This window comes from Mycobacterium sp. Marseille-P9652 (assembly GCF_902652685.1).
GTDB lineage: Bacteria > Actinomycetota > Actinomycetes > Mycobacteriales > Mycobacteriaceae > Mycobacterium.
In genome coordinates this window covers 49,263-55,262 of sequence record NZ_CACRUY010000036.1, presented here as the reverse complement: position 1 = coordinate 55,262, position 6,000 = coordinate 49,263, and the positions used below count along the sequence as shown (strand labels likewise).

At 67.4% G+C, this 6,000-nt stretch carries 5 protein-coding genes and 1 pseudogene; 2 read left to right on the top strand and 4 right to left on the bottom strand.

All coding sequences use genetic code 11. The annotated features are described in order from the left end of the window. Positions 1 to 807: pseudogene (locus tag GPY60_RS18205) on the top strand (MmgE/PrpD family protein); the annotation flags it as partial. A 40-nt stretch (positions 808 to 847) separates the two neighbouring features. Here GPY60_RS18205 and GPY60_RS18200 read toward each other — a convergent pair. Beyond that, the gene (locus GPY60_RS18200; protein WP_156689084.1) at positions 848 to 1,084 is read right to left on the bottom strand and encodes a hypothetical protein; all 237 of its coding nucleotides are present in this window, start codon (positions 1,082 to 1,084) and stop codon (positions 848 to 850) included. 141 nt (positions 1,085 to 1,225) lie between these two features. Between GPY60_RS18200 and GPY60_RS18195 the strand changes: the two genes are divergently transcribed. After that, on the top strand, positions 1,226 to 2,950 hold the full coding sequence (locus tag GPY60_RS18195; protein WP_156689083.1) for a DUF3556 domain-containing protein: 1,725 nt from the start codon (positions 1,226 to 1,228) through the stop codon (positions 2,948 to 2,950). A gap of 80 nt (positions 2,951 to 3,030) precedes the next feature. Here GPY60_RS18195 and GPY60_RS18190 read toward each other — a convergent pair whose 3' ends face one another. The 3 genes from GPY60_RS18190 to GPY60_RS18180 all read right to left on the bottom strand — a co-directional run bounded on the left by GPY60_RS18190 (position 3,031) and on the right by GPY60_RS18180 (position 5,949). Continuing rightward, complete coding sequence (locus GPY60_RS18190) at positions 3,031 to 3,675, bottom strand: SDR family oxidoreductase (protein ID WP_156689082.1); 645 nt, start codon at positions 3,673 to 3,675, stop codon at positions 3,031 to 3,033. Positions 3,676 to 3,739: 64 nt separating this feature from the next. Continuing rightward, positions 3,740 to 4,582, bottom strand: coding sequence for an SDR family oxidoreductase (locus GPY60_RS18185; protein WP_156689081.1), 843 nt, complete (start codon positions 4,580 to 4,582; stop codon positions 3,740 to 3,742). 77 nt (positions 4,583 to 4,659) lie between these two features. After that, on the bottom strand, positions 4,660 to 5,949 hold the full coding sequence (locus GPY60_RS18180; RefSeq protein WP_156689080.1) for a TetR/AcrR family transcriptional regulator: 1,290 nt from the start codon (positions 5,947 to 5,949) through the stop codon (positions 4,660 to 4,662). Between the last annotated feature and the right edge of the window lie 51 nt (positions 5,950 to 6,000).

The window sequence follows — 6,000 nt, the reverse complement described above, 5'->3', positions numbered from 1 at the left end:
ACCGGGCCGACGCGGGCGAAGCTGGCCGACGGCCGCGACCTGCTTTTCTTCTCGTTGCCCGGGCGCTTCCCGGCGCCGGTCGACGACCGCGTGCCGCTGCCGGCCCCGGGCGAGCCCAAGCGCGCCATTCTCGACAGTTTCACCAAGGAGCATTCGGCCGAGTACCAGAGCCAGGCGCCGATCGACCTGGCGCGGCGGCTGCGAACGCGCCTCGGCGACCTGAACGACGTCGTGTCGATCGTGCTGCACACCAGCCACCACACCCACGTCGTCATCGGAACCGGATCGGGGGACCCGCAGAAGTTCGACCCGGAAGCGTCGCGGGAAACCCTCGACCACTCGCTGCCCTACATCTTCGCCGTCGCTCTCCAGGACGGTAGCTGGCACCACGAACGCTCCTATGCCCCCGCGCGGGCACACCGCCCCGACACCGTCGTCCTGTGGCGCAAGATCTCGACCGTCGAGGACCCCGAGTGGACCCGCCGCTACCACTCCAACGATCCGCGCGAGAAGGCGTTCGGGGCGCGCGCCGAGGTCACGCTGAAGAGCGGTGAGGTCGTCGTCGACGAGCTGGCCGTCGCGGACGCCCACCCGCTGGGCGCCAGGCCGTTCCGACGTCGGGAATACGTGAAGAAGTTCACCGACCTCGCCGACGGCATCGTCAAAACCGCTGAGCAGCAACGGTTTTTAGCCGCCGTCGATGCGCTGGCGGCACTCGACGGCGACGCCGTGACTGCGCTCAACGTGGTGGTCGACCCGCTGGTGATGGAGCGGGCGCCCGACGTTCCGGCGGGCGTCTTCGGCTGAGGGCTCGACTGGGCCGGGCGCCCACTCGAGTGGCCGGCTTCTAGGCCGGTCCGCCCATCTGCCACACCAGCGTTGGCTGCCCGGTGGCCGGGTTCGTGGTCATCGTCGGGTTGCACGTCAACGTCTCGCCGTCAGGGCCCATCGTGGTCGCGTGCAACACCGAACAGGTATCACCGGCGTGAGCCCCTCGGGCCTGCGCGACGCCCGTTCCGGCGACGACGGCGACTGGTGCGATGGCAGTGACCGCGGCCAATGCGGCAAAGCGAAGTCTGGTCATTGTCGACATCCCCTCAGCGATGAGTAGGCAGCCCGAACCAAGAAACCCGAAGCCTCACGGTAACGCCACGCCGACCTTCCGGCAAAGGAATCGCAAAGGTACTTCCGCGCCGACCTAGAACACGTTCTAGTCTGTGAAACCATGGGATTCCTCAAGCCCGACCTTCCGCAGATCAACATGGAGGAGTGGAAGAAGGGCAGCCGCAGCGACAAGATCCGGCCCATGGCCCGGCACTGGGCCGAGGTCGGTTTCGGCACACCCGTCGCCCTGCACCTGTTCTACGTCGCCAAGATCCTGCTGTACATCCTCGGCGGATGGCTCTTCGCGTCCGCCACCAACGGCCTCGGCGGGTTCACCCACGTCGGGTCGTGGTGGTCGGAGCCGATCGTTTTCGAGAAGGTCGTGCTCTACACGATGCTGTTCGAGGTGATCGGCCTCGGCTGCGGCTTCGGACCGCTGAACAACCGGTTCTTCCCGCCGATGGGTTCGATCCTCTACTGGATGCGCTTCGGCACCATCCGGCTGCCACCCTGGCCCGACCGCGTCCCGTGGACCAAGGGAACCAAGCGCAAGCCGATCGACGTCGCGCTATACGCGCTGCTGTTGCTGGTGACGTTGCGGGTGCTGTTCTCGGACGGCACCGGCCCGGTGCCCGAACTCGGCACCACCGTCGGGCTGCTTCCGACGTGGCAGATCGTGCTGATCCTGCTGATCCTCGGCGTCCTCGGGCTGCGCGACAAAGTGATCTTCCTGGCCGCGCGCGGCGAGGTCTACGCCACCATGGCGGTGACGTTCCTGTTCGGCGGCCCCGACATGATCGTCGCCTCCAAGGTGGTGTTTCTCGTCATCTGGATGGGGGCGGCGACCTCGAAACTCAACAAGCACTTCCCGTTCGTCATCTCCACGATGATGTCCAACAATCCGCTGGTGCGGCCGCGGTGGCTGAAACGCCGGTTCTTCGAACGGTTTCCGGACGACCTGCGGCCCGGCCGGTTGTCGCGGTGGGTGGCGCACGTGAGCACGGCCATCGAGATGCTCGTGCCACTGGTCCTGTTCTTCTCCCACGGCGGCCGGCCGACCGTCATCGCGGCGATCGTCATGGTGTGCTTTCACCTCGGCATCCTGCTGTCGATCCCCATGGGTGTGCCGCTGGAGTGGAACGTGTTCATGATCTTCGGCGTGCTGTCGCTGTTCGTCGCGCACGCGCGGCTGGGCCTGGCCGACCTGAGGCACCCCGTCGCGGTCGCGATCCTCTTCGTCGTCATCGCGGGAATCGTCGCGCTGGGCAACATGTTTCCGCGCAAGATCTCGTTCCTGCCCGGCATGCGGTACTACGCCGGCAACTGGGACACCACGCTGTGGTGCATCAAGCCCTCGGCGAGCGAGAAGATCTCGCGCGGCATCGTCGCGATCGCCAGCATGCCGCAGGCGCAACTCGAGCGGTTCTACGGCAGCCCGGAGGCCGCGCAGATCCCGATCTACATGGGATATGCGTTCCGCGGCTTCAACACTCACGGCCGCGCGCTGTTCACGCTGGCCCACCGCGCCATGGCGGGCCAGAACGAGGACGACTACGTCATCACCGACGGCGAACGGATCTGCAGCACGGCAATCGGGTGGAACTTCGGTGACGGCCACATGCACAACGAGCAGTTGATCGCCGCGCTGCAGAAGCGCTGCAACTTCGAGCCGGGCGAGGTGCGGGTGGTGTTGCTCGACGCGCAGCCGATCCACAAGCAGACGCAGGCCTACCGCCTGGTGGACGCGGCGACCGGTGAGTTCGAGCGCGGCATCGTCAAGGTGGCCGACATGGTCACGCGGCAACCGTGGGCCGACGACGTCCCGGTCGAGGTGCTGTCGGGTTAGTCCGCTCGCGCAGCTACGCCCTCGTCATGCCTCCCTGCTCGTTCTCAGCGGTGGCAAATGAGGTGGCTCGACAGCGGAATCTACCGGTGAGCCAATGCCTCAGCGATGGGGGTGTCGCCGTTGTTGAAGTCGATGGTGCGGCCGACCGTGGAGTCGTCGGCCAGCGTGGCGGCGACCACGAGTGCGACGTCCTCCCGCGAAACCTCCCCCTTGCCCTCGCCCAGCGCGATGCGGCCCGTCGCCGGCTCCAGGGTCAGGCGGCCGGGGCCCAGCACCGTCCACCGCAAGTCGCTTGTGCGCAGGTGCGCGTCCGCGGCCGCCTTGGCCTCGGCGTAGGGGAAGAACGAATTATCCTCTGGCACGCCATGATCGGGCCCCGCGCCGAAATAGGACACCATCACGAACCGCGTGACCCCGGCGCGCCTGGCCGCGTCGATCACACGGATGGCCGCGTCGCGGTCGACGGCGTAGGTCCGCGCGGGGTCGCCGCCACCGGCCCCGGCGGAGAAGACGACCGCGTCGTGGCCGGCGACCAGGCCCGCCAGGGCATCGGTGTCGAGGTATTCGATGTCGGCGACCACGGGTGTTGCGCCGGTCGCGGCGACGTCGTCGGTGTGGGCGGGGTTGCGGAAGACCGAGCTGACCTCGTCGCCGCGGCCGGTCAGGATGCGGGCCAGGTGCAGCGCGACCTTGCCGTGCCCGCCGATGACGGTGACGCGTGCCATGTCCTCGACGGTAGCCGTCGCGCCGAGCGCCCGGCCGGCCGGGCAGGCGGGTGGGTGCTTCCCGCTAAAGCTTCACGCGCCCCATGATCAGGTCGATGATCGGCTTGCCCGGCGGGTAGGCGTTGGTGAGCGACGCCATGGTGTGCCCGTAGTCGACCAGCAGCGTGATCCCGTTGATGCCGAAGGCGGCGGCGCTGTTCAGGAACGCCATGACGTCGCCCATTTGCTCGGGGGTGTGCACTTTCGACCCGGTCTCGTCGCGGTAGTCCTGGGCGAAGGTCAGCCAGAGGTCGGCATTGGACTGCGCTAGCGGGGTGTCGGTGGGGCCGGGGCAGATCGCGTTGATCCGGATGCCCTTCTTCAGCAGCGGGTAGCCCTGCGTCGCCACGTAGGCGTTGACGACCTTCTTGGAGAAGCCGTAGTGGATGATGCCTTCGGCCTCGTGGGCTTTGACCCACTCCTGCGCCGACGCGAAGTCCGGCGCGGCGAGGAACTCCGTCAGCAGCTCCAGGTCGTTCTCCCAGCCCATGCCGGCGACCGAGGAGATGAAGCAGATCGCCGAGCCCGACGGAAGCTGGTTCTTCTCGATCAGGCGGTCGATCAGATGCCGGTGGCCGAGGAAATTGATCGCCATCAGGTCGGTCGTCCCGTCGGCGATGCCGGCGGCGGAGAAGACCGCGTGGACCGGTCCGCCCAGCTGATCCAGCGCGGCGTCGATCGACGCAGGGTCTCGCAGGTCCACCTGAATCGCCTGGGCGACGTCGTAGTTCACCGGCGCGTAGTCCATCACGATGACTTCGGCGCCGAGTTCGCCGGCCGACTTGGCCGCCGCGGCGCCCATGCCGGTCGCGCCGCCGACGACGAGTGCCCGTTTGCCGTCATAGCGCAGCCGATCGACAATGGTCATGGAAATCCCCTTCTCGCTAACTGCCAACCCGGTTCTAATCGACCAACTGTATGGGTAACAGTTATCGGGTTCAACACCTACCCGCTCCGGACCGCCGCGCCGCGCAGGACGGTGTCGCGGACGTGCACCAAGGCCGCGCGCTTACCGACGTCCCTCAAGATGTTCTCCGGTATCCACTGCAGTCCGATGACGCACCGCGCCAGCATCGCAGTGGACGGGGCGTCGACGGCGACGTCTCCCGACCGGATGCCCTCCGCCAGCAGTGATTTCATCTGCCGGAGCCGGGTGGTGTAGAGCCAGCCAGGGTTGGGTGTGTCGGGCGGCGACTGACGCATCCACGCCAGCTGGATGCGGAACTCGTCGGAGAACCGGTCGAGCGCGTTGACGTTGACCCAGCTCAGGGCGTCCAGCTTCTCGATGCAACCCGCGTCCGAGCGCAGCACGCTCACCCAGCCGGCCTCGACCTTGCGGCCGAAGGACTCCATGATCGAGGCGAGCAGTTCGTCCTTAGAGCCGATCACCCGGTAGACGGTTCCCGTGCCGAGACCCGCGGCGGACGCGATGTCCCGGATGGTGGTGACCTCATAGCCCCTGCGGCCGAATTCCGTCCGTGCCACCGCGCGCACGTGCGCGGCCTTGTCCGCGGGGTCGGCGTCGCCGTCGTCCGACCACGTCGCGATGGCGTCGTTGGCGGCGGCGAAGGCGGCGGACCGATCGAGTGACGAGTCGGTCGGTGACCGGGCCGCCAAGCCTTGCAGGATGATTCGGCACAGCAGCCCGGCGACCTGGGTGGCCGGGGATCGGTGGCGCATGACGTCGAGCCCTACCTGCAGCATGGTCTGGCAGATGCGGTCGGCCAGCGTGGGCAGGTCCAGGTCGGCTTTGATGTAGCCGCTCCACCTGCCGGCGCGCAGCGTTTGGAGCATCGCCTCCTGGATTGCGACGGGACGTCGTTGCGTGAGCTGCACCAACTCCGGGTCCGTGCTCGGCCCTTCGTAGAAGGACATCTGGAGGGCCGCCCGGTGCCGCACCGCGCAGTCGGCGATCGCCGACCCGAGTTCGACGATCTGATCCGATATGGGACGGGGGTCGGGCCCGTCCAATCGCGAAAGGGCGGTGCGCCCGATTCGGTCCAGGTCTTCCTGATAACGATGGATCAGCTCGATCAGGATCGCTTCTTTGGACTCGAAGTGGTGATACAGGCTGCCGGGAAGGATGCCCGCGGCGTCGGCGATCTCTTGCAACGACGTCCGCAGGCCGGACGTCGCGATCAACGAAGCTGCGGTGGTGAGGATTTCGTCGCGGCGGGTGCCGGTTTCGTCGGTGGGAGCGGGCCGGCTGTTCGCCGGAGACGGGCCTTTGGGCATTTCCTAGCGGTCCGTTGATCGTGGGGACTGCGGAATCGCGACTGACTGCAC

Bases quoted from the DNA above. Each gene is read 5' to 3' on its own strand.
- GPY60_RS18185 (WP_156689081.1), bottom strand. From the start codon at position 4,582: ATGACCATTGTCGATCGGCTGCGCTATGACGGCAAACGGGCACTCGTC.
- GPY60_RS18180 (WP_156689080.1), bottom strand. From the start codon at position 5,949: ATGCCCAAAGGCCCGTCTCCGGCGAACAGCCGGCCCGCTCCCACCGAC.
- GPY60_RS18195 (WP_156689083.1), top strand. From the start codon at position 1,226: ATGGGATTCCTCAAGCCCGACCTTCCGCAGATCAACATGGAGGAGTGG.
- GPY60_RS18190 (WP_156689082.1), bottom strand. From the start codon at position 3,675: ATGGCACGCGTCACCGTCATCGGCGGGCACGGCAAGGTCGCGCTGCAC.
- GPY60_RS18200 (WP_156689084.1), bottom strand. From the start codon at position 1,084: ATGACCAGACTTCGCTTTGCCGCATTGGCCGCGGTCACTGCCATCGCA.